The sequence below is a fragment of the Methylomonas sp. 2F7 genome (assembly GCF_057126975.1).
Genome location: NZ_CP195203.1, coordinates 3488471 through 3511601, shown reverse-complemented (window position 1 = coordinate 3511601; position 23131 = coordinate 3488471). Strand labels below are relative to the sequence as shown.

Sequence of the window (23131 nt, the reverse complement as noted above, 5' to 3'; positions counted from 1 at the left end):
TCGCTGGGTTCTCAGCAGGTAGACAGCGCGCGAGCATTCGATTGTGAATAGATTCACATATTCGGCATTGGGTTTTAAAACGCAATAAACATAGACAAGCAAACTCCAGAGTTAATCAGGGTTACAGCGGATATCAATAATATCTAAAGTTAAATAATGCGAGTGCTATTCAAAATTTATCTATTGCCAGTGGCGGATGATCCGATTTTGAGTTTTACTTAAGCCACGTTTTCGAACAGGGCTTTGAAGAAGTTTTGGGATGATTTAAAAAATTATTAACAGTTTTAATTATTTTTTTATATAAGGTGGCGCAAATGAACGAATTAAAAAAAGACATGTTTATCGGTTCTGTATCTTTTTTAGGTATAGTCGCTTTTGTTTCAGGACAGTTTATATTGTCAACAATGATGTTTGGGGTTGCGGCAGTATGGAGCACGATTTTATTAAATAATCGTGCGCAAGCAGTTAAGAATTGAAAGTTTTCTCCTATAGTCAGAGACTTGCAAACGATCTTCCATCATACGTTTGCTTCCATACTCCCATAGATTCCTTGATTTATGGGAGTTTTTTTTGCCCGCTACAATAAGCGCAGAGCGAATCAGCTAATTCCGCTATCTATATATTCCAGTTATAATCGAGTTTTTAATGGTGTTTTGCTGTAGTTAAAATTATAGCCGCCAAAAGATTGCATCCAGTTTTCAATTCTTATAATTTCCGCAGGAAATTCAGTTTCTCTTTTATTTTTATTTCCAAACCACGTTCCACCGGAAAATAATACTGCCGGGCTTTTAACGATTCCGGGAAATAGTTTTCGCCGGCGGCATAAGCATTTTTTTCGTCATGGGCGTAGCGATAGTCCGCGCCGTGTCCCAGTTCCTTCATTAATTTGGTTGGCGCATTGCGTAAATGGATGGGCACTTCCAGCGAGCCGCTGTTGCGAGCGTCCGCCATGGCGGCTTTGTAGGCCACGTAAACCGCATTGCTTTTCGGCGCGCAGGCCAGGTAAACGATGGCTTGCGCCAGCGATAGTTCGCCTTCGGGGCTGCCCAGCCGCTCGTAAGCGTTGGTAGCATTCAACGCCAATTCCAGGCCTCTCGGGTCGGCGTTGCCTATGTCTTCGGATGCCATCCGAATAACTCGGCGGGCGATATACAAAGGATCGCAGCCGCCGTCCAGCATTCTGGCAAACCAGTACAGCGCGGCGTCCGGGTCGGTGCCACGTACCGATTTATGTAAGGCAGAGATTTGATCGTAGAAAATATCGCCGCCCTTGTCGAAGCGATTGGCATGGCCCAGCAGCACTTCGTCCAATACTTCGCGATTCACGGTTTCCCGGCCGTCGATGTTTTCCGCCAGATCGGCGGCGATTTGCAGGATGTTTAAACAGCGGCGGGCGTCGCCGTCGGCGGCCTTAGCGATCATGGTCAACACATCCGCGTCGATCTGCAAATTGCGGCTACCCAGTCCGCGTTCTGAGTCAGTCAATGCATTATTTAACAAGGCCTCCAGATCTTCGGTCTCGATGCTGCGCATCACGTAGACCCGCAGTCGGGACAGTAAGGCGTTATTCAACTCGAACGAAGGATTCTCTGTGGTGGCGCCGAATAAAATAATCGCGCCGCTTTCGATGGGCGCCAACAACGAATCTTGCTGGCTTTTGGAAAAGCGGTGAATCTCGTCGATAAACACCACCGTATTCAGATTGCGGCTCTGTTTGACTTCTTCCGCCTCGGCTACCGCCGCCCTGATTTCTTTCACGCCGGCCATCACCGCCGACAATTCGATGAAATGGCAATGCGCGCTGGCGGCGATGATTTTGGCCAAAGTGGTTTTTCCGACTCCGGGTGGCCCCCAAAATACCAGCGAGTGCGGCACGCCTTGTTCGATAGCCACGCGCAGCGATTTGCCTTTGCCGAGCAGATGCTGCTGACCGATGAAATCGTCCAGCGTAGTTGGCCGCATTCTGGCCGCAAGCGGCGCATAGGCGGTATTATCAAAGGCGGTAGCATTCTTCATTTGCAGGGGCTCGGTAAAACAAATAGGCAATGACGGCATTTTTCATTAGAATTGCCGGCCATTTTATTGATTCTAATGCCGGATTGACATGGATTTAAAATTCTTAGATTTCGAACAGCCGATTGCCGAACTCCAGGCCAAGATAGAAGAGCTGCGTAAGGTAGAGCTGGACAACAATTTCGACATTTCCGAAACCTTGAAGCAACTCGAACAGAAATGCGAGAGTTTGACCGAAAGTATTTTCGCGGATTTGTCGGACTGGCAAATATCGCAATTATCCCGCCACCCTGGCCGGCCGTACACCTTGGATTATATTGATCTGATATTCACAGAATTCCACGAGCTGCATGGCGACCGCTCCTATGCCGACGATCCGGCGATAGTCTGCGGGATGGCGCGTTTGCTGGGACAGCCGGTGGTGGTGATCGGGCATCAGAAGGGCCGGGATACCAAGGAAAAAATTTATCGTAATTTCGGCATGCCGCGTCCGGAAGGTTATCGCAAAGCTTTACGCGTGATGAAGTTGGCCGAGCGTTTCAAGCTGCCTATCATCTGTTTGATCGATACTCCGGGCGCTTATCCGGGTATCGGTGCCGAAGAACGCGGTCAAAGTGAGGCTATCGCCCGTAATCTGTTCGAAATGTCCAAACTCCGCACGCCTATTATTTGCACCGTGATCGGCGAGGGTGGTTCTGGTGGGGCGTTGGCTATTGGTGTGGGTGATAGATTATTAATGCTGGAATACAGTACATACGCGGTTATCTCTCCGGAAGGTTGTGCCTCGATTCTATGGAAAAGCGCCGATAAAGCCCAGTTGGCGGCGGAAGCGATGGGGATAACCTCGGACCGCGTACGTGAGCAAGGTTTTCTGGATGAAGTGATTCGCGAGCCAGTGGGTGGCGGTCATCGCAATTTCGAAAAAATTGCCGCCAATTTGCAGGACGCATTGTCCAGGCACCTTAACGATCTTCAGCAACAGGCGGAAAACATGGATTTACTGCTGGAGAGACGCTATCAGCGCATTATGCGTTTTGGTTCGTACATCGAAGAGCCGGTTAAATAAAACTGTCAGTCAAATTAGTTGTTCAATAAAAGGCCGAGTCAAATCGGCCTTTTTTGTGAGTAAACCATGCCCGATCTCAATCCGCAGACTATTGCTGCTCTATTGCCTGCCACGTGCCGGAAAGTGTTCGTCGCCTATAGCGGCGGTTTAGACTCGACTGTGCTGCTGGATTTATGCGTGGGCTTGCCGGCGCTCGCCGGCAAGGTCATCGCCGTTTATGTCGATCACGGCTTGCAAGCTGAGTCAGCGGGATGGGGCGAACATTGTCGCCGGCAAGCAGAAAGCTTAGGTGTGGATTTTGAATTGTTAACGGTAGATGCGCGGGCCTGTAACCGCGAAAGCCCGGAAGCTGTGGCCCGCGAGGCGCGCTATCGGGCGCTGCGGCAACTATTGGCTGTCGACGATATTATCCTGCTGGCCCAGCACCGCGAGGATCAGATGGAAACCTTACTGTTGCAATTGTTTCGAGGCGCCGGCGTGTCAGGCTTGGCCGGCATGCCGATTTCCAGTGCGTTTGGGAGCGGACAACTGCTGCGGCCACTATTGGATGTGGCTAAGGTCGATATCCAGCGCTATGCGCAACAGCGCGGTTTGCAATGGGTGGAAGATCCCAGCAATCAAAGCAGCGATTTCGACCGCAATTATCTGCGTAACGAAATTCTGCCGGTCTTGAAACAGCGCTGGCCGGCGCTGGACAAAACGGTTGCACGTTCGGCTAAGCTCTGCGGCGAAGCGGCGCAGATGATAGAGGCTTGGGAGAAGCAGAACTTGCCGGCGGTTTTTAATCCTGCAGATGGCAGTTTCAATATCGGCAATTTATCCGCTTTCACGGCAACGCAACTAAATTGCCTTTTGCGGCATTGGTTGGGCTGCATGGGTCTGAAGCCGCCGAGCCAGGCAGTATTGCAAACACTGGTCGAGCAGTTAACGGGTGGGCGTGCCGATGCGTTGCCGCAAATTTATATTCAAGGCCATTCCATCCGCAAATATCGGCAAAAATTGTATTGCATCCCCGAGCTCAATCTACGAAAGGACACTGAAGCAAAGCGCTGGGCGCAAGTACAGGAGCAAATACCTTTGAGCAATGGCTATGTGTTGCGTAGAAATTCAGCATCGGTCGGGTTATCTAAAGATTTATGGCAGAATGCAATAGTGACGGTGGAGCCACGGCGCGGCGGCGAAAAGCTTAAATTGCCTGGTCGGGTCGGTCATCATTGTTTAAAAAAACTCTACCAGGAAGCAGGGGTTCCGCCTTGGGAAAGAGACATTAGGCCGTTGATTTATCTGGATGGTTGTCTGGCGGCGGTCGCCGGCTTATGGATTGCCGAATGGGCGTGGCTCAGCGCGGCGGACAGTTGTTACCAATTGGATTGGCGCGCATCCGAAAGCATGTAATGATAGCTAACGAAAACCGATAGGAGGTGTCATGTTGATGTTTCCCGAGATACTCCAGGCCATGATCGTGGGCATGATGATCGCGATTCCGGCGATCTTGATCTATAAAAAAGCCGGTCTAAATCCGGCGTGGGCGGCATTGGTGTTTTTGCCGGTCTTTGGCTTGCTGATCGTGTTTCTGCAACTGGCTTTCCAAGAATGGCCGAATGCAAAAAAGGAGGGCTAGTCATGGAACTATTTTTCGTGTTGTTGCCGGCATTCATGCTGTTTTGCCTTTGGCTGGGTTATCGAATTTTGGAAAAAGCCGGATTCGACGGGCGCTGGACGCTGGTTTTGTTGGTGCCGGTGCTTAATGTCATCATGATTTGGGTGTTTGCATTTAGCTCGTGGCCCAAGTTACAAAATGGCGTAGACCAGGGTTTTTAAGCGGCATCCTGACATGACCGAAAAGACCCGCGGCAAACTTCCGGCGATTTTCATTCCGGTGGTGTTATTCATCGTGTTTGATGCCGTGGCGCTGGGGCTCAATTTTTGGATTTCCGCAAAGCTGGAAAAGAGCGCGGTGGCGATTAACTTATCCGGCCGCCAACGCATGTTGTCGCAACGGATGACCAAATCTTTGCTGATGTTGCATGTCGCGCAAACCGATACGGAAAAGCTCAGCGCTTTTACTGAGTTTTCCAATGCCGTCAACTTGTTCGAAAAAACCTTAAACGGTTTTTTGCAAGGCGGTATGACCAGTAGCGGCGATGGCAAGCCGGTTTATCTGGCCGCCGCCGATGCCCCCAATACGCAAATGATTATCGGCTCGGCGTCCCAGCTTTGGACGCTGATTCACAAACGCCTATCGCCGGTTGAACAGGGCGGTGCCGGGGTTGATGCCGAGGTTTTGCGGCCGGCACTGAATGCTTTGTTGATGCATAACTCGCAATTGCTGGGTTTGATGAATGAACTGACTACCGCATTGGAGCAGAACGCCACCAATGAAGTGTTTTATCTGCGCAGCTTGCAAGCCAGTTTGCTGTTACTGGCATTGCTGAATTTTGCCTTGGTCTGCAAGCGCTTGCTGGCGCAAATCAAGCAATCGCAGGGCAATGTGCAGGCCTTGCGCAATATCATCGATTCCATCGAGACCGGTATCGTGTTGTATGGTCGTGACGAATGTGTGCGTTCCGCCAATAAGACTGCCAATCAGTTGTTCGGATATAGCGATCAGGCTTTGATCGGCAAGCCTTTAAAAGAATTGATTATTGCGGACAATGCCCGAATGCTGGGGTTGCGGCGCGACAACTCCACCTTTGTTGCGAAAATCAACACCCAAACCCTGTTCGAATTTAACGATCAAATCAGTATGTGTACGATTACCGATGTCAGCGAACAGGAGCGCAAGGAAAAGCAGTTAATGTATCTGGCGTTTCACGATCAGCTCACCGGTTTACCCAATCGCGGTTTGTTGGTCGAGCGTTTACGGCAAGACTTACTGCGCGCTAAGCGCGATTCGACATTTTTGGCAGTATTGTTTCTGGATTTGGACGGTTTCAAGATTGTGAACGATGAAATGGGCCACGATGCCGGCGATGAGTTATTGCAAGCCGTGGCCCGGCGTTTCGAGCAATGTTGCCGTGAAGTCGATACCGTTGCGCGCTTGGGCGGCGATGAGTTCGTATTCGTGCTAACGTCGCTGCACTCGGTGTTGGCGGCCAAGCAAGTGGCGCAAAATGTGTTAAAAGCTATCAATCAAGCATTTTTAATTCATGGAAAGACCGTCAAAATTGGGGCCAGTATCGGCATTGCCATGTATCCCACCGATCATTCCGAAACTGAATTGTTGATTAAATGTGCCGACGATGCGATGTATTTGGCCAAGCAACGCGGCAAAAATCAGTTGGTGTTTACTGCCGAATGTCGTTGATGTTTTTCAATTATCAAGATCCCAGCTCAGCTTGCTTTGGCAATTAAAAAGGCAATTGCACCATAAAACTGTTAGAATTTGCCGCTTTTCGACCCCCTTGCTATTGCTTAACAGGGCGCCAAACGTTCATGACAAAATTCATATTCATCACCGGCGGAGTGGTTTCATCTTTGGGAAAAGGGATAGCCGCTTCATCGTTGGCAGCCATCTTGGAAGATCGCGGCCTCAAAGTCACTCTCACCAAACTCGATCCTTACATCAACGTCGATCCCGGCACCATGAGTCCGTTTCAACACGGGGAGGTGTTCGTGACCGAGGATGGTGCGGAAACCGATCTGGATTTAGGCCATTACGAGCGGTTTTTAAAAACCACGATGGCCAAGAAAAACAACTTCACCACCGGCCAGGTTTACGAGCAAGTCTTGCGCAACGAGCGCAAAGGCGAGTATCTGGGCGCGACGGTGCAGGTGATTCCGCATATTACTGACGAAATCAAACGCCGTGTTTATGCCAGTGCCGAAGGCACTGATGTGGCCTTGATCGAAGTCGGCGGTACCGTAGGAGACATCGAATCTTTGCCGTTTCTGGAGTCCATCCGGCAGATGGGCGTGGAGTTGGGCAGAGACCGGGCGGTATTTATCCACCTGACTTTGGTGCCTTACATCAAGTCGGCCGGCGAGATTAAAACCAAACCGACGCAGCATTCGGTAAAAGAACTGCGCACCATCGGTATCCAGCCGGATATTCTGATTTGTCGTTCCGAACAACCGATCCCGGCCAGCGAACGCAAAAAAATCGCCTTGTTTACCAATGTCAACGAAAAAGCGGTTATTTCCGCGATTGACGCCGACACCATTTATCGCATCCCGCTATTGTTGCGCGAGCAAGGTTTGGACGACATCGTCGTAGCCCAGTTACGTTTGGATGTGCCGCCAGCTGACTTGTCGGCTTGGGAGAAAGTGGTCGATGGCCTCACTCACCCGACCGATGAAGTCAATATCGCCATCGTCGGCAAATATGTTGACCACACCGATGCTTACAAATCCTTGAACGAGGCTTTGATTCACGCCGGTATCCACACCCGCCACAAAGTACAGATCACTTATATCGACTCTGAAACCATCGAAGCTGAAGGCACCGCAAAGCTGAAAGACGTCGATGCGATTCTGGTACCCGGTGGTTTTGGCGAGCGCGGTGTGGAAGGCAAAATTTCCACGGTGCGTTTCGCCCGCGAGAACAAAATTCCTTATCTGGGCATTTGCTTGGGCATGCAGTCCGCAGTGATCGAGTTCGCCCGCGATGTGGTCGGTTTGGAAGGCGCGCACAGTACAGAATTTCTGCCGAATAGCCCGCATCCCATTATCGGTTTGATTACGGAATGGATGGATGAAGCAGGACAATTAAACGTGCGTGACGAAGATTCCGACATCGGCGGCACCATGCGCTTGGGCGCGCAAAAATGCCGTTTAAAATCCGATTCGTTGGCATTCGAGTTGTATCAGAAAGACGTGATTACCGAGCGCCATCGTCACCGTTACGAATTCAACAATCAGTATTTGAAACAGTTGGAAGCCGCCGGCATGCGCTTCTCCGGTAAATCACTGGATGGCCGCTTAGTGGAAATTATCGAGCTGCCGGATCACCCCTGGTTTTTGGCTTGCCAGTTCCATCCCGAATTTACCTCGACACCGCGTAACGGTCATCCGTTGTTTTCAGGCTTTGTGGAAGCGGCCGCCAAACACAAGAAACAAGGTTAAACATGCAATTATGTAATTTCGAAGTCGGCCTGGATAAGCCGTTTTTCCTGATCGCCGGCACCTGTGTGATCGAAAGCGAACAAATGACCATGGATACCGCCGGTAAATTGAAAGAAATAGCCGACGAGTTGAATATTCCGTTTATCTACAAATCCTCGTTCGACAAAGCCAACCGTTCTTCATTGGGAAGTTTTCGCGGTCCGGGTCTGGAAAAAGGTTTGCAGATCCTGGAAAAAGTGAAGCAACAATTGCATGTGCCGGTTTTGACCGACGTCCATGAAGATACACCGCTAGAAGAAGTTGCGGCGGTGGTCGATGTGCTGCAAACACCGGCGTTTTTGTGCCGCCAGACCAATTTCATCCAAAGCGTCGCCGCTTTGGGCAAGCCGGTGAATATCAAAAAAGGCCAGTTTTTAGCGCCGTGGGATATGGCCAATGTCGCTGCTAAAGCCAAAGCCACCGGCAATCAGCAAATCATGGTTTGCGAGCGCGGCGTGTCGTTTGGCTATAATAATTTGGTTTCGGATATGCGTTCGTTGGCTGTGATGCGCGACACCGGTTGCCCGGTGGTATTCGACGCCACTCATTCCGTGCAGTTACCGGGCGGGCAAGGCAATGTTTCCGGCGGTCAGCGCGAGCATGTGCCTGTTTTAGCGAGGGCGGCAGTGGCAGTGGGCATTGCCGGACTTTTCATGGAATCGCATCCCAAACCGGAAGAAGCGTTGAGCGACGGCCCCAACTCCTGGCCTTTGCACCGCATGAAAGAATTATTGGAAATGTTAGTAACGATAGACCGGGCTGTTAAATCCACCAGCCTGATTGAAACCACTCTATAGGGCAAAATAATGGCAAGAATAGTAGACGTAAAGGCAAGAGAAGTTCTGGATTCACGCGGTAACCCGACCGTTGAAGCGGAAGTGTATTTGGCATCCGGCATCATCGGTAGTGCGATGGTGCCCTCCGGCGCATCCACCGGCGAACGCGAAGCGATCGAATTACGCGACGGTGACAAAGCTCGGTATTTGGGTAAAGGTGTATTGAACGCCGTTAACTTCGTCAACACCGAAATTCGCGAAGCGGTCGTCGGTATGGATGCCAACAACCAAGCCGCGTTGGACGAAAAAATGATTGCCTTGGACGGCACCCCAAGCAAAAGCCGCATTGGTGCCAATGCCATCTTGGGCGTTTCCATGGCTGCCGCGCGCGCTGCTGCACAAGAAGCCGGTGTACCGTTGTACAAATTCCTGAACAAATCCGGCGAATTTATTTTGCCTGTACCGATGATGAACATCATCAACGGCGGTTCGCATGCTGATAACAGCGTTGATTTGCAAGAGTTCATGATTCTGCCTGTCGGCGCGCCAACCTTTCGCGAAGCGATCCGTTACGGTGCGGAAGTATTCCACAACCTGGCTAAAGTATTGAAAAGCCGCGGTTTAGCGACCACTGTGGGCGACGAAGGCGGCTTTGCGCCTAACTTGTCTTCCAACGAAGAAGCCATCGAAGTGATCCTGGAAGCGATTGAAAAAGCCGGTTACAAAGCGGGCGTTGACATCTATCTGGGTATGGACGCTGCTGCTTCAGAATATTTCGATGACGGTAAATACGTGTTGTCTGCGGAAAATCGCAGTTTCAACTCCACAGAAATGGTCGATTTCCTGGCAGCGTGGGTTGATAAGTACCCCATTATCTCCATCGAAGACGGTCTGGACGAAAACGATTGGGACGGCTGGAAATATCAAACCGAAAAATTGGGCGGCAAAATCCAGTTGGTCGGTGACGATTTGTTCGTGACCAACCCTGCTATCCTGAAAGAAGGTATCGAGAAAGGCATCGCTAACTCCATCCTGATCAAAGTCAACCAAATCGGTACCTTGACCGAAACCCTGGCGGCTATCGATATGGCTGCTGCTGCCGGCTACAGCGCGGTAGTTTCTCACCGTTCCGGCGAAACCGAAGACACCACCATCGCCGACTTGGTGGTCGCGACCGGCACCGGCCAAATCAAAACCGGTTCATTGAGCCGTTCCGATCGTGTTGCCAAATACAACCGTCTGATGAAAATCGAAGACGAGTTGGGCGACAAAGCCAAATACGCCGGCCGCAGCGCGTTTAAAATGCTGAAATAAAAAGCGTAGGTTGGGTTAGCCCTAAGCGGTAGCGAAGGGCGTAACCCAACGCGTTGGCATTAAATGTTGGGTTACGCTCTGATAGAGCTAACCCAACCTACATTGTTGAGAATTCGCTATAAAAACGCTCATCGCCATCATCATCCTATTAATCGTTCACTTCCAGTATCGGTTGTGGCTAGGTGATGCCAGCGTCTCGCAGATTAGCGATTATCGGGAACGTCTCGACACCCTGACCAAGGAAGCCCAGGAAAAAAAGGAACGCAACGATTCCCTGTATGCCGAGGTGCTGGATTTGCGCCGTGGCTTGGAAACCATCGAAGAGCGTGCCCGCTATGAATTGGGCATGATCAAGGAAAACGAAACCTTCTTTCAAGTGCTTGAGTAGAGCATGAATCAAATTCTTAGATGCTGGGCGGTAGTCCCGGCAGCCGGCGTCGGCAAACGTATGCAAGCCGACCGCCCTAAACAATATCTACCGCTGGCCGGCAAAACCGTCATTGAACATACCTTAAATCGCTTATTGCAATCCGGTGCGTTTCAAGCCGTGGCTGTCGCTATATCGATTGAAGATCCGTATTGGCCGGAATTAGACGTATCCAAACATCCTGATGTGATTACCGCACCGGGCGGCAAGGAGCGGGCTGACTCGGTGCTGTCGGCGCTGAAAGCTTTGCAGGGCCAAGCCGCCGAGGACGATTGGGTGCTGGTGCATGACGCCGCACGACCCTGTCTGACGGCTTCTGATATTCATCTGCAAATCGACACGCTCAAAAACGATGAGGTCGGCGGCATTCTGGCGCTGTCTTCACACGACACGCTGAAACACGTCGACGGCGACACCATTACCGCAACGATAGACCGCAAACATGTCTGGCGGGCGTTGACGCCACAAATGTTCAAATACGGCATGCTGCGCGACGCTTTGCAGCAAACCGAAGGCAATCCGGCCGTTACCGACGAGGCCAGTGCATTGGAATTGTTGGGCTACAAACCCAAAATCGTCGAAGGCCGACCCGACAACATCAAAATCACCCGGCCCGAAGATCTGGCGCTGGCGCAATTCTACATGGAGCAACAAGCATGATCCGAGTCGGTCAAGGTTACGACGTCCACCGTTTCAACGACGGCGATCACATCATATTGGGCGGTGTGAAAATCCCCTATGAAAGAGGTTTGGAAGCCCATTCCGACGGCGATGTGGTGCTGCATGCCTTGGCTGATGCAATTCTCGGCGCGGCAGCGTTGGGCGACATCGGCAAGCATTTTCCGGATACCGACCCCGAATTCAAGGGTGCCGACAGCCGGGTATTGCTACGCCACGTCTACAAAATTGTCCAGGAAAAAGGTTACAAGCTGGTTAACGCCGATGTCACTATCATCGCCCAGGCACCGAAAATGCTGCCGCACGTGCCGGCTATGCGTGCCAATATCGCTGCCGACTTGGCCGTGGATGTCGATTTCATCAATGTCAAAGCTACCACGACTGAAAAATTAGGCTTCGAAGGCCGCAAGGAAGGCATCGCGGTGCAGGCGGTGGTGTTGATAGAGAAATAAAAACGTTGCCAGCGTTAGATCACGAGCGATACCGCGATACTCGACCATCTAGTGTAATCTTGAAAATTGCACCATACGGCATCGATTAGGATTACTGTCTTTAGTATTGATGCTCGGTAAATGAATGAATTGACAATGAGTCTAAATGACACAATAAGCGAATTTATCGCCTATGGCTTTGAGCGTCATGGCGTAGGATTCGGAATTGTTCTTTTTGGCACCGCTATGCTTATTAGTTCCGGGATGATTCCTTGGTTAAGCGACAGGCAAAAAAGAGGAGTCAGAGGGTATTTAGACGCTCAAAATGACTCACGCCCGCCAACCAAGGAGGAAGAGTTTTATCACTCGAATTTTCTTACGTTTAAAGCAGGTATTTTCATTGTTGCCTTAGGCGTTTTTTTTATCCTTTTTCAACCGAAGCTAATTTTCTGAACCTATGGATTGAAAGCGATAATCCATGTAGGTCATGGTGCGAGTAGCGTTCCCTGACAAAGCTCTCAGCATTTCACCTAACCTCTATCGCGGCAACACGCCGACGATATTTTACATACCCAATGACAAATTTTAGTTTGCCCGAATGGCCTTACGCTTACGGAGGCCCATCCGGCACCGGCGATATCAAAACCGAGCCCGAGGATTTCGTCGTCGAAGAAGTTCTCTCGTTCGAGCCGGAAGGCAGCGGCGAGCATATATTCCTGCATATCGAAAAAATCGGTGAAAACACCGAGTTTGTCGCGCGACAGTTGGCTCGTCATGCCGGGGTCAGGCAGCGAGATGTCAGCTATGCTGGTCTTAAGGATAGACATGGCCGAACGCGGCAATGGTTTAGTGTGTGGTTGCCGGGTAAGGACGATCCGGATTGGTCAGCTATCGAAACCGAGCATTTGCAAGTGTTGCAAACGGTCCGCCACGCCCGAAAACTAAAGCGCGGTGTTTTGGCGGGCAATCGATTTAACTTGCTGATCCGAAATTGGACGGGCGACCAAGAAAGCACCGAAAAGCAACTGCAGCAGATTAAAGCCCAAGGCTTTCCCAATTACTTCGGACCGCAACGTTTCGGTCATCAAGGCCAAAATATCAATCGCGCGCTGGCCATGTTTGCCGGTGCCAAGGTCAAGCGGGAACAACGCTCTTTGTATTTATCGGCAGCGCGCTCGTATTTGTTCAATCTGATCTTGGCGCAGCGCGTCGAGCAAGCGAATTGGCATCAAGCATTGAATGGCGATGTATTCAAGCTTGACGGCAGTAATAGCTGTTTTACCGGCGATAGCGACGACGCCAGTCTGTCGGCTCGCGTCGAACAGGGTGATATTCATCCCACCGGGACCATGTGGGGCCGTGGCGGTAAGATTGCCACAGCTGAGGCTGGTGCGATAGAAGACGCCGTGATTGCCGCTAATGCATCCATAGCCGACGGATTGCTTGCGTTTGATCTGGAAGCTGATCGACGCGCTTTACGCACATTGCCGCAAGATCTGGAGTGGCAGTGGCTGGATAATCAACTCAAGTTGAGCTTCAATTTGCCCGCCGGTAGCTATGCCACCGCCTTGTTACGGGAAATAATTGGCGGTGCATCTGGTGCCGGTGATTGAATTTGCTTTGATAAAAATGCTTTTTGGGTTGTAATCGCATGTATTTATAATACTTAAGTACAATAGCGCCTAAAGCGTTATAAAAATCATAACTTCTACTTACATCCTACATGCCTGATAGCGGCCAGATATTCGGACCAGCAGATTCCACGTTTGACGATCCTCTATTGTTGGCTTTGCTATCGGTCTGCAAGTTGTTGCATATTCCGCAAACTGCAACGGCCTTGGTAGCCGGATTGCCCTTGGTCGAGAATAGATTGACGCCCGGTTTGTTCGTGCGCGCCGCTGAACGCGCTGGTTTGACCAGCCGCTTGTTGCGCAGACCCTTAGAGAAAATTTCCAATTTGGTATTGCCGGCAGTGTTGTTGCTGAAAGACGGTAATGCCTGCGTTTTGCTTGCCAAGAGCGGTGAAAACTATACGGTAGTGTTGCCGGAAACCGAGAGCGGCGAGAAGAGCGTTAGCGCTGCGGAGTTGCAAGCTAGTTACAGCGGTTCGGCTTTTTTCGTGCAGTTGCAGCACCGCTTTGATGGGCGCACTGCGGAATCGGCTGTGCCGAAGGTCAAACATTGGTTTTGGGATGTACTTTATAAGTCCTGGCCTATCTATGCGGAAGTGCTGGCGGCCTCGTTATTAATCAATCTGTTCGCTTTGGCCGCGCCCTTGTTTTTCATGAATGTTTATGATCGTGTGGTACCGAATCACGCGCTGGAAACGTTGTGGGTACTGACGGTAGGTGTGCTGATCGTGTTTGGTTTCGAATTGGCGATGAAGCTGCTACGAAGCTATTTTATCGATGCAGCCGGCAAACGCGCCGATATTATTTTGTCGGCGAATATTTTCGAAAAGCTAATGAATATTCGCATGGAAGCCCGGCCGCCCTCGGTGGGAGCATTTGCGAACAACTTGAGCGAATTCGAATCCTTTCGTGAATTTTTGACCTCGGCAACGCTGGTGACACTGATCGATTTGCCGTTTTTGTTTTTGTTTTTACTGATCATTTATAGTGTCGGCGGCAATTTGGCTTTGATTCCATTGGCGATTTTACCGTTAGCAATGTTGATTGGTATCGCCTTGCAGGCGCCATTGAAAAACACGATCAACGCCATGTTCAAATTCGGCGGTGAAAAAAATGCCACGCTGGTGGAAGCGTTGTCCAATCTGGAAACGATCAAAACGGCCGGCGCGGAAGGACAATTGCAGCGCCGTTGGGAACAGAATGTCGGCGAAATCGCCCGGCTGGGCTTAAAGTCGCGGTTTTATGCCGGCTTGACCGTCAATTTGACCGCATTTTTGCAGCAATTGGCATCGGTGTTGGTGGTGGTGGCCGGCGTCTACCGGATTACTGATGGTGATTTGACGACAGGCGGCTTGGTGGCTTGCACCATGCTGACCTCGCGGGCCTTAGCTCCGGTCGGGCAGGTCGCGGCACTATTGACCCGTTACCATCAGGCGGTGACCGCCCTGGGGTCGTTTAACCGAATGATGGCTCTACCGGTGGAACGCGAGAACGGCAAGGACTATTTGCATAGACCGCGCTTTAACGGCGAGATTGAGTTCAAGCAGGTTCGCTTCAGCTATCCGCAGCAGCCGGTCAAGGCCTTGGACGGCATATCGTTTAAAATCAAGGCCGGCGAGCGCGTGGGTTTTATCGGCCGAATCGGTTCCGGTAAGAGCACGCTGGAAAAATTGATGCTGGGTTTATATCAGGCTCAAGAAGGTTCGATATTGATAGACGGCACCGATATTCGCCAAATCGATCCTTCCGATTTACGCCGGCAAATCGGCTATGTGCCGCAAGATATTTCCTTAATGTTCGGTAGCGTGAAGGACAATATCGTTTTGGGTTCGCGCTACGCCGATGATGCTGCGGTGTTAAAGGCGGCGGCGATTGCCGGCGTCGATCAGTTCGTCAGTAAACATCCCGCCGGTTTTGATTTGCAAGTGGGCGAGCGCGGCGCATCCTTGTCGGGTGGGCAACGGCAAAGTATTGCACTGGCCAGAGCCTTGTTGTTGTCGCCGTCGATTTTTATTATGGACGAGCCGACTAATGCGATGGACAACAGTAGCGAAGAAGCCTTTAAACAGCGGTTTGCCGCGCAACTGGGGCAGCAGACTCTGATACTGGTCACGCACCGCATGTCGCTGCTTAGTTTGGTGGACAGACTGATCGTGATGGACGGTGGGCATATGGTCGCGGACGGCCCCAAGGAGCATGTGCTGGAAGCGTTGCGCCAAGGTCAGATCAAGGTGGCTATTTAATTATGTTGAAAAAAATAGCTGAGTGGCGAGCCGAGCATCGGTATCGAGCCGAAGATCAGCGTTTTTTAAGCGACGTCAACGCCGCTAATCTTTACGAATTACCCTTGCAAAGTCATTTAATCCTGTGGTTTGCCGCGGCTTTTGTTGCGGCATCCTTGGTTTGGGCCGGGTTTGCCAGCTTGGATGAGGTCACGCGCGGCGAAGGTAAGACCATACCCTCCAGTCAAGTGCAGGTGGTGCAGAACCTGGAGGGCGGTATCGTTTCGGAAATATTGGTGCAAGAAGGTCAATTGGTGGACAAGGATCAGGTTTTGCTGCAACTCGATCAAGTCCGTTTTGCTTCCTCGTTTAAAGAAGCCAAGTTAAAGTATTACGAGTTGTTGGCGAATACCGCGCGTTTGAATGCCGAAATTAACGGTACGCCTTTGGCGATTCCGGAAGAGGTTATGAAGAATGCACCGCAAATCGCCGACAACGTCAGGCAACTGCTGGTTTCCAAACAGAACGAAATAAGGTCGAATAGCGACATTTTTGCCGAGCAGGTGCGGCAGAAAGAGCAGGAAATTATCGAAATTCAGTCGAAAAGCGACCAGTTGGCGCGTAGCTACAAACTATTGCAGGACGAAGTAAAGATGTCCGAACCGCTGGTGGCTGATGGGGCTATGTCGCAGGTGGAATTACTGCGCTTACAACGTGCTGCTAATGATTTGAAAGGCGACTTGAATTCCGCAAACTTAGCGATGCCACGGCTACGTTCGTCATTGGACGAAGCGCGCAACAAATTGGCGGAGATCAAGATTCGCTATAAAACCGAAGCGTTGAAAGAATTGAACGAAGTGAAGGCGGAACTGGATCGCACATCCGAATCTGCTGTAGCTTTGGAAGATAGAGTTAGCCGTACCAGAGTGTTGTCGCCGGTAAAAGGCACGGTAAAGCGCATCAAGGTGGCGACGGTGGGCGGCGTCATTCAACCCGGCATGGATTTGCTGGAAATCGTGCCTTTGGAAGATCAGCTGTTGATTGAAGCGAAAATTCGGCCGGCGGACATTGCTTTTCTTCGCCCTGGGCAGAAAGCTGTGGTAAAACTAAGCGCTTATGATTTTTCGATCTACGGTGGCCTGGAGGCCTCTTTGGAACATATCAGCGCCGACAGCATACCCGGCGAGAAGAAAGATGAGGACAGTTACTATTTGATTCGTTTGCGTACCGCTAAAAACTACCTGGAAAAGGGCGGCGAACGTTTGGAAATTATTGCCGGGATGACCGCGGAAGTTGATATTTTAACCGGAAAAAAAACAGTGCTTGATTACCTCTTGAAGCCGATATTGAAAGCCAGGGATAGGGCTTTAAGAGAACGATAACTCATAACAACAATTACATTTGTGGCTAACATACTGATTTATTCCAATAATCCTCAGCTGACGGCGCAGTGGACTCATGCGCTGATCGCGGGATATAACGTTAGTATGCTGCACAGTATCCGCAGCGAATATACCGCCGATGCAGTGATTTTCGATGCAAAAAAACTGGATGACGATGCCAGTTTGTTAACGGTTTTTGCCAACAAAAAAGTCCGATTTCTGGTCATCGGCTCCGATTGGCCGGAACATAAGCAGATCGAGGTGCTGATTAACGGTGCCGCCGGCTATTGCGAACAATCCGAAGCGTCGGAGCTTTTAATGCGTGCGGTAGCTTGTATTTTGGCGGGTGATATTTGGATTCGTCGGGCCTTGGTGCCCAAGGTCATTGGTGTGTTGACCAGTGCCAGACGTACACAACTTACGCCTAGTACCGTCGATACCGAACTAAAGCTAAAGCAACTGGCCAGTTTATCCGCGCGCGAAGTGGAAGTGGCGGACATGATACGGCAGGGCGAAAGTAATAAGCGTATTGCTTTTGCTATGAATATTTCCGAGCGGACTGTAAAAGCGCATTTATCATCGATTTTTAGGAAACTGCATGTCGATGACCGCTTAAGACTAGCCATATTGTTAAAAGAAATCGACCAATATCAGAGAGGAATGTCATGAGAGTCAGCAGGAGTTTGAGTTTAGGAATAGCCATGCATTTGGCCTGTGTATCAAGCAGTCAGGCGTTGAGTTTGCAAGAATCTATTCAGAAAGTGTTGGATGAAAATCCCAAAATCCAAGCTGCCAAATCAGAACGCCGCGCGGTTGAAGAGGAAATCGGTCAAGCCAAGGCCGGTTATTTTCCAACAGTGGATGTCACAGCCGGCATCGGCTGGGAAGAATCGAATAACCCTACCACCCGTGGCCGCGGTGACGGATCAGTTTTTTATCATAGAGAGGAAGGGGCCATTCTAGCCAGACAAATGTTGTTTGACGGTCTGGCTACTCCGAATGAAGTGGAGAGGCAGGAAGCTCGGACCGACTCTCGGGCATACACCGTATTCGGCCAGTCGGAAATAACCGCGCTCGATGGTGTTGAAGCCTATATTAAGGTGTTGCGGCGTCAGGAGTTGTTGAATCTGGCTAAGGAAAATCTGCAACGCCATCAAGGTACCAACGATCAAATCAAACTGCGTAGCGAACGCGGCGTCGGCAAACGGGCGGATGTCGACCAGTCAATGGGCAGGGTAGCCTTGGCGGAAAAGAACGTGTTGTCCGAAATCGGTAATTTGAAAGATGCGGAGACCAGTTTCTTGCGAGTCATCGGCATATTGCCGGAAGGTATTCAACCGATTCAATCGCCGGGAACCGCGCTACCCCAATCGCTGGATCAAGCGATAGAAGAAGCGTTAGCCGATCATCCCATTCTGAAATCTGCTAATTCAGATATCGATTCGGCATTTGCCCAACATGCTACGGCTATGGCCCCCTATTTTCCGCGTTTTGATATTGAGGCCGGCGCCAGTCATAACTACAACTTAGACGGTATCCGCGGCACCAATTCCGATATGACGGCAATGTTACGTATGCGCTATAACATTTTTAACGGCGGCAAGGATATAGCTCGCCGCGAGCAAACCGCGCAGTTAATCAATCAGGCCAAGGATATTCGCGATAATACGCATAGGCAGGTGATTGAAAGTATGCGTTTGTCTTGGGTCGCTCATCAAACCGTGAAGAGCCAGTTGGAGTTTTTTAAACAACACGTCGATTCCAGCGAAAAGACCATCAGTGCTTATCAGCAGCAGTTCAATATTGGTCAACGGACCTTATTAGATTTGCTGGATACCTTCAACGAGGCTTATATTGCTAAAAGCTCGTATATCAATGCTAAATACGATGAGCTGTTTTCGCAATTTCGAATTTTAGCGAGCAAGGGCCAACTGAATAAATATTTGGGTACGACTTTGCCATCCGAAGTTCAACCGCTTAGTTCCGCTGACTAAGGCGCTCAATCATTAATAGTTAAGGCTATGTAGAGATTTAGACTTCCCCCAAATGGGATCCTATTGGGGGGGAAGTTATCAATTAGGCTGATGACCAGTTTAGAGCGATGGTCGATAAACTGATTCAATAAGTACGAGTAACCGATGCATTAGCCCAGAGTTACTTGGCAATACGCAATACGGCTTCCGACACTATTTCCATTAACTCTTTACCACCTTGTTGCACATATTCGACAATCGCTTTACGCATGCGCGGTTCCCAAAAGTTTCGGATATGTTGTTCAACGCCCTTAATGGCCAATTCCCGGTCGGGTTCGGATTTGAAAAAAGCGCCAATGTTGTTGGCCATTTTAATGAGGTTATGGTTATCCATGTTTTATGCGGCTGATTCTTGGTAATGTTGTAAACGATGAGGGTGAGTGTAGATCATATGATTTTCGTGGCGGGCGAAGCCAACCAGGGTCAGTCCGCACTCTTCCGCCAATTGAATTGCTAACGCGGTAGGTGCCGAGATGGCTGCCAGCAAGGTGATGCCAACACTGGCCGCTTTTTGTACCATTTCATAACTGGCGCGGCTGGTCACCAGCAGCCAGCCATTTTCAAAATCGCAGTTGGCCTTGGCTAATGAACCGATCAGTTTATCCAGTGCATTATGACGGCCGACATCTTCCCTTACAGTAACGATGCCGCGTTCCGGGTGCAGCCACGCTGCCGCATGGACCGCACCGGTCAGCATATTCAGAGATTGCTTTTGCGCCATATCGGCGAAACCGCTGCTTAATAGCGCTGCATTCAGCGCTAAACCTTGCCCCACATGATGGGGACGCCGAATGGCTTGCTCCAGGGTGGTGGCTCCGCACAAACCGCAACCGGTTCTGCCGGTCATGTTTTTTCCCTTGCCGTGCAGTTTCTCAAAACGCTTTTCAGGAATCGTCATTCTAACTTCCACTCCTTTGGAGCGTTGTACGACGCGTACCGACTGCAATTCCGACGTATGGCCGATGATTTCTTCGGTCAGACTGAAGCCCAATGCAAAATCTTCTAGATTGAGAGGGGTCGTCAGCATCACCACGTGCGGAATGGTGTTGTAAACCAACACCACCGGCACTTCTTCAGCGACATAATCCTCTTTCGCGGTGTGAACTGGGCCGCGCCAGCTATCGAACGTACCGGTTCGATAGCTGGTCCAGCCCAGTTCGCTTGAGACTGCATCCATAAGGCGGTTGCTACTTACTCGTTGACCGCGATGCGGTTTTCCAGTAGAGACAACTGATTGTCGGAAAAGTCTTGGTATTCCTGTTGCCATGCCGAAGTTTGTGCAACTTTGGCGACATGTACAGCGGTGACTTTGTATTCCGGACAGTTGGTTGCCCAGTCCGAGTTATCGGTGGTGATGACGTTAGCGCCTGAATGTGGGAAATGGAACGTGGTGTAAACCACGCCAGGCTGCATGCGATCAGTAATCAAAGCGCGCAACACGGTTTCCCCGGAACGGCTTTTCACGCCGCACCAGTCGCCATCGCTAATACCCAGTACTTCAGCATCGTGTGGATGCAATTCCAGACGATCTTCCTCGTGCCAGGCGACGTTTTCCGTGCGGCGAGTTTGGGCACCGACGTTGTATTGCGACAAGATCCGGCCGGTAGTCAGAATCAACGGATATTTGCTGCTGGTACGTTCTTCGGTAGCGACATATTCGGTTAGCATGAACCGGCCTTTACCGCGCACGAAGTGGTCGGCGTGCATAATCGGCGTGCCATCGGGTGTTTCGTCATTGCAAGGCCACTGTATGCTGCCCATTTCGTCGATTTTTTCGTAACTGACACCGGCGAATTGCGGTGTCAGCGCCGCGATTTCGGCCATGATTTCCGAAGGATGGCTGTAATTCATCGGATAACCCAGGGCGTTCGACAAATCCTGGGTTACTTCCCAGTCTTCCTTGCCACCCAGCGGGGTCATCACTTTACGAACCGGCGAAATCCGGCGTTCAGCATTGGTAAACGTGCCGTTCTTTTCCAGGAACGAGGAGCCTGGTAAAAACACGTGAGCAAATTTAGCGGTTTCGTTCAGGAAAATGTCTTGTACGACCAAGCATTCCAATTCACGTAGCGCGTGATGTACGTGGGTGATATCAGGATCGGATTGAGCGATGTCTTCGCCTTGTACGTACAAGCCTTTGAAACTACCGTCGATAGCGGCGGCAAACATATTCGGGATACGTAAGCCGGGTTCTGAGGACAGCGCCACGTTCCAAGCAGTTTCAAACTGAACGCGAGTTTGCGAGTCGGAAACATGGCGGTAGCCGACAAACTCGTGCGGGAACGAACCCATATCGCAAGAGCCTTGGACATTGTTTTGTCCGCGTAGCGGGTTGACGCCAACCCCATCGCGGCCAATGTTACCGGTTGCCATTGCCAGATTAGCGATACCGATAACTGTTGTTGAACCTTGGCTATGTTCGGTCACACCCAAGCCGTAATAGATCGCGCCATTACCGCCCGTTGCGTACAAGCGAGCCGCTGCGCGCATGGTTTCGGCGGGTACGCCGGTTAATTCGGCGACGGCCTCAGGTGAATGTTGGGGCAGCGCAACAAAGGTTTTCCATTTATTGAACGACTCAATATCGCAGCGTTCCAGTGCGAATTTTTCATCCGCCAAGCCTTCGGTGACAATGACGTGAGCCAATGCGGTGACAACCGCAACATTGGTGCCGGGGCGAAGTTTCAGATGGTAGTCGGCTTTCACATGTGGGCTATTGCTAACCAAATCGATACTGCGCGGATCGACCACGATCAGTTTCGCGCCTTGGCGTAAGCGGCGTTTCATCATCGAACCGAAAACCGGGTGGCCGTCAGTCGGATTGGCGCCGATTACCATAATCACATCGGACTGCATCACCGAGTCAAAGGTTTGGGTGCCGGATGATTCGCCAAAAGTGCTTTTCAAGCCGTAGCCGGTCGGCGAATGGCAAACGCGGGCACAGGTATCGACATTGTTGTTACCGAAGCCGGCACGGATTAATTTTTGCACCAGATAGGTTTCTTCGTTAGTGCAACGCGAAGAGGTAATGCCGCCGATTGAGTCTTTGCCGTATTTGGCTTGGATCCCCTTCAATTTGGTGGCGGCAAAACTGATCGCTTCTTCCCAACTGACTTCGCGCCAAGGATCGGAAATGTTTTCCCGTACCATAGGGGTGGTGATACGGTCTTTGTGCGTGGCATAACCGAATGCAAATCGGCCTTTGACGCAAGAGTGGCCGTGATTGGCTTGGCCGTTTTTATCCGGCACCATGCGTACCAGTTGTTCGCCTTTCATTTCGGCTTTGAATGAGCAACCGACACCGCAATAGGCGCAGGTGGTGATGGTGCTATGTTCCGGAACACCGTGGTCGATTACCGATTTTTCCATCAGTGTCGCGGTGGGGCAGGCTTGCACGCAAGCGCCGCAGGATACGCATTCGGATTCCATGAATGGCTGATTTTGCCCTGGAGAGACTTTGGAATCGAAGCCGCGGCCGTCGATGGTCAATGCGAAGGTACCTTGTACCTCTTCGCAGGCACGGACGCATCGTGAACAAACGATACATTTTGCCGGGTCGAAGCTGAAATAGGGGTTGCTGGTGTCTTTTTCGGAATCCAGATGATTCTCGCCGTCGAAACCGTAACGCACTTCGCGCAAGCCGACTTGGCCGACGGTATCCTGCAATTCGCAATCGCCGTTGGCGGCGCAGGTTAAACAGTCTAAAGGATGATCGGAGATGTATAGTTCGGCAATGCCGCGTCTGATGCTGGCAAGCTTGTCGTTCTGGGTACATACCTTCATGCCTTCTGCCACCGGGGTAGTACAGGAAGCCGGATAGCCGCGCGCACCTTCGATTTGCACCAGGCACATCCGACAAGAACCGAACGGATCCAGGCTATCGGTGGCGCACAATTTAGGAATGCTGATCCCCGCTTCGGCGGCGGCGCGCATCACGGAACTGCCGGCATTGACAGTGACCTTGTGGCCGTCGATTTCCAGAGTGACTTGATTTGCAGACGAACTTGCGGGAGTTCCGTAATCTATTTCGTTATTGTCAGACATGTTTATCTCCT

Annotated in this window: 22 protein-coding genes; 18 read left to right on the top strand and 4 right to left on the bottom strand. The window is 50.9% G+C overall.

Annotated elements, in window-relative coordinates; all coding sequences use genetic code 11:
* Positions 1-314: 314 nt before the first annotated feature.
* Positions 315-476 (top strand): hypothetical protein, encoded by a 162-nt coding sequence (locus ACR64Q_RS15760; protein WP_197491552.1) that lies wholly within the window; start codon positions 315-317, stop codon positions 474-476.
* A 229-nt stretch (positions 477-705) separates the two neighbouring features.
* On the opposite strand, the gene ACR64Q_RS15755 is transcribed toward ACR64Q_RS15760, so the two are convergent.
* Positions 706-2016 carry a replication-associated recombination protein A gene (locus tag ACR64Q_RS15755; protein WP_313732410.1) on the bottom strand — a complete coding sequence of 437 codons (1311 nt, stop codon included), beginning with the start codon at positions 2014-2016 and terminating at the stop codon, positions 706-708.
* A gap of 88 nt (positions 2017-2104) precedes the next feature.
* Here ACR64Q_RS15755 and accA point away from each other — a divergent pair, with 88 nt between their 5' ends.
* The 17 genes from accA (at position 2105) to ACR64Q_RS15670 (ending at position 19037) form a co-directional block, all read left to right on the top strand.
* On the top strand, positions 2105-3079 hold the full coding sequence (gene accA, locus ACR64Q_RS15750) for an acetyl-CoA carboxylase carboxyl transferase subunit alpha (protein WP_020482998.1): 975 nt from the start codon (positions 2105-2107) through the stop codon (positions 3077-3079).
* A gap of 66 nt (positions 3080-3145) precedes the next feature.
* A complete protein-coding gene (gene tilS, locus ACR64Q_RS15745) occupies positions 3146-4474 on the top strand; it encodes a tRNA lysidine(34) synthetase TilS (RefSeq protein WP_313732409.1) in 1329 nt (442 codons plus the stop codon).
* A 31-nt stretch (positions 4475-4505) separates the two neighbouring features.
* A complete protein-coding gene (locus tag ACR64Q_RS15740; protein WP_020482996.1) occupies positions 4506-4700 on the top strand; it encodes a hypothetical protein in 195 nt (64 codons plus the stop codon).
* A gap of 2 nt (positions 4701-4702) precedes the next feature.
* A complete protein-coding gene (locus tag ACR64Q_RS15735; RefSeq protein WP_020482995.1) occupies positions 4703-4900 on the top strand; it encodes a hypothetical protein in 198 nt (65 codons plus the stop codon).
* Between the two features lie 13 nt (positions 4901-4913).
* Positions 4914-6386, top strand: coding sequence for a diguanylate cyclase domain-containing protein (locus ACR64Q_RS15730; RefSeq protein WP_313732408.1), 1473 nt, complete (start codon positions 4914-4916; stop codon positions 6384-6386).
* Positions 6387-6514: 128 nt separating this feature from the next.
* The gene (locus ACR64Q_RS15725; protein ID WP_026601941.1) at positions 6515-8143 is read left to right on the top strand and encodes a CTP synthase; all 1629 of its coding nucleotides are present in this window, start codon (positions 6515-6517) and stop codon (positions 8141-8143) included.
* A 2-nt stretch (positions 8144-8145) separates the two neighbouring features.
* Entirely contained in the window at positions 8146-8979 is an 834-nt protein-coding gene (gene kdsA / locus ACR64Q_RS15720) for a 3-deoxy-8-phosphooctulonate synthase (RefSeq protein ID WP_026601940.1), read from the top strand.
* Positions 8980-8988: 9 nt separating this feature from the next.
* Positions 8989-10272: a phosphopyruvate hydratase gene (gene eno / locus ACR64Q_RS15715; protein WP_026601939.1), complete on the top strand. Its 1284-nt coding sequence runs from the start codon at positions 8989-8991 to the stop codon at positions 10270-10272.
* Between the two features lie 118 nt (positions 10273-10390).
* Positions 10391-10660, top strand: coding sequence for a septum formation initiator family protein (locus ACR64Q_RS15710; protein WP_026146944.1), 270 nt, complete (start codon positions 10391-10393; stop codon positions 10658-10660).
* 3 nt (positions 10661-10663) lie between these two features.
* On the top strand, positions 10664-11359 hold the full coding sequence (ispD, locus tag ACR64Q_RS15705) for a 2-C-methyl-D-erythritol 4-phosphate cytidylyltransferase (protein ID WP_026601938.1): 696 nt from the start codon (positions 10664-10666) through the stop codon (positions 11357-11359).
* Positions 11356-11829 (top strand): 2-C-methyl-D-erythritol 2,4-cyclodiphosphate synthase, encoded by a 474-nt coding sequence (ispF, locus tag ACR64Q_RS15700; protein ID WP_026601937.1) that lies wholly within the window; start codon positions 11356-11358, stop codon positions 11827-11829. Before ispD ends, ispF begins: the two co-directional genes overlap by 4 nt.
* A 120-nt stretch (positions 11830-11949) precedes the next feature.
* Positions 11950-12261 carry a hypothetical protein gene (locus ACR64Q_RS15695; protein WP_313732407.1) on the top strand — a complete coding sequence of 104 codons (312 nt, stop codon included), beginning with the start codon at positions 11950-11952 and terminating at the stop codon, positions 12259-12261.
* 122 nt (positions 12262-12383) lie between these two features.
* On the top strand, positions 12384-13421 hold the full coding sequence (gene truD, locus ACR64Q_RS15690) for a tRNA pseudouridine(13) synthase TruD (protein ID WP_313732406.1): 1038 nt from the start codon (positions 12384-12386) through the stop codon (positions 13419-13421).
* 110 nt (positions 13422-13531) lie between these two features.
* The gene (locus ACR64Q_RS15685) at positions 13532-15682 is read left to right on the top strand and encodes a type I secretion system permease/ATPase (protein ID WP_313732405.1); all 2151 of its coding nucleotides are present in this window, start codon (positions 13532-13534) and stop codon (positions 15680-15682) included.
* Positions 15683-15684: 2 nt separating this feature from the next.
* Positions 15685-17043: an HlyD family type I secretion periplasmic adaptor subunit gene (locus tag ACR64Q_RS15680; protein WP_026601933.1), complete on the top strand. Its 1359-nt coding sequence runs from the start codon at positions 15685-15687 to the stop codon at positions 17041-17043.
* 21 nt (positions 17044-17064) lie between these two features.
* The gene (locus tag ACR64Q_RS15675) at positions 17065-17712 is read left to right on the top strand and encodes a response regulator transcription factor (protein ID WP_313732404.1); all 648 of its coding nucleotides are present in this window, start codon (positions 17065-17067) and stop codon (positions 17710-17712) included.
* 32 nt (positions 17713-17744) lie between these two features.
* Entirely contained in the window at positions 17745-19037 is a 1293-nt protein-coding gene (locus ACR64Q_RS15670) for a TolC family outer membrane protein (protein WP_026601931.1), read from the top strand.
* Positions 19038-19197: 160 nt separating this feature from the next.
* Here the strand turns inward: ACR64Q_RS15670 and ACR64Q_RS15665 are convergent, their stop codons facing one another.
* The 3 genes from ACR64Q_RS15665 to fdhF are packed head-to-tail and all read right to left on the bottom strand — an operon-like array spanning position 19198 to position 23120.
* Positions 19198-19410 carry a formate dehydrogenase subunit delta gene (locus tag ACR64Q_RS15665; protein WP_020482981.1) on the bottom strand — a complete coding sequence of 71 codons (213 nt, stop codon included), beginning with the start codon at positions 19408-19410 and terminating at the stop codon, positions 19198-19200.
* Positions 19411-19413: 3 nt separating this feature from the next.
* Positions 19414-20253 (bottom strand): formate dehydrogenase accessory sulfurtransferase FdhD, encoded by an 840-nt coding sequence (gene fdhD, locus ACR64Q_RS15660; protein ID WP_026601930.1) that lies wholly within the window; start codon positions 20251-20253, stop codon positions 19414-19416.
* 14 nt (positions 20254-20267) lie between these two features.
* Complete coding sequence (fdhF, locus tag ACR64Q_RS15655) at positions 20268-23120, bottom strand: formate dehydrogenase subunit alpha (RefSeq protein WP_026601929.1); 2853 nt, start codon at positions 23118-23120, stop codon at positions 20268-20270.
* Positions 23121-23131: the final 11 nt, after the last annotated feature.